At 71.2% G+C, this 902-nt stretch carries 1 protein-coding gene; it reads left to right on the top strand.

The features are described from left to right. A partial coding sequence (locus tag OOT08_RS00895; protein WP_325090707.1) for a helix-turn-helix domain-containing protein occupies window positions 1-863 on the top strand: 863 nt, incomplete at its 5' end. Between the last annotated feature and the right edge of the window lie 39 nt (window positions 864-902).

Raw genomic sequence — 902 nt, 5'->3', positions numbered from 1 at the left:
AGTCCTTGCCGTTTCCGACGGGGCCGTCGATGGTCTCCCCGCCCTGGCTGCTCACGACCCGTGACTTCGACGTGCGGGACGACATCGAGTGGGGCCTGCAGGCGCACGCCGATCACGAGCTGCTGTGGTCGACCGCCGGGACGGTCACCGTTGAGGCGGCCGGGCAGCTCTGGGTGGTGCCCCCGGCCCTCGCGATCTGGCTGCCGGCGGGGCTCGCGCACCGGGTGCGCGCCCAGAGTGGCGCGGTCACCCTGGCAACGTACGTGGGGGTGGCGGCGCTGGAGGCGCACACCTCGGACCCGGAGCAGTGGCGGGCGGTTGCCGGGGTGCCCATGACGGGCTCCCTGCGGGAGCTCCTGATGGCCAACCACTGGGAAGAGATGCCCGCCGAGCAGCGCGCTCGCCTGCAGCGCGTGATTCTGGACCGCATTCGCCCCGTCAGGGCCGCCTCGGTCGCCCTGCCCATGCCCGCAGATCCGGAGCTGCTCTGGGTGGCCCGGGAAATCCTGCGTGACCCGGCCGATAACGCCACCGTGGCGGCGTGGGCGGCCCGGTTGAACGTGAGCGGTCGCACCCTGATGCGGCGCTTTTCGCGGGAGACCGGGATGAGCCTCACCCAGTGGCGGATCCTCGCCCGGGTGCGGCGCTCCCTGATCGAGCTGGCCGAGGGGGCCCCGGTGGTGGCGGTGGCCAGATCGCTGGGCTACGCAAACCCCGGCACGTTCATTGACCTGTTCCGGCAGGTGACGGGGCAAACGCCCGCCGCGTACTTCCGGGCGCTCGGGGGTGCCGAGGGCGGCGGTGTCACGAAACCGGAACGTGTTGGCGCCAAACCCTCATCTGTCACGTCCTATGTTGGTTAGGCAAGGCTTTCCTTGCCATGACACGCGTCCCGCCGGTTC

Source organism: Leucobacter sp. M11 (genome assembly GCF_035726885.1).
In the GTDB taxonomy this organism is placed as follows: domain Bacteria; phylum Actinomycetota; class Actinomycetes; order Actinomycetales; family Microbacteriaceae; genus JAPFRB01.
This window is presented reverse-complemented; position numbering and strand designations above follow the sequence as displayed.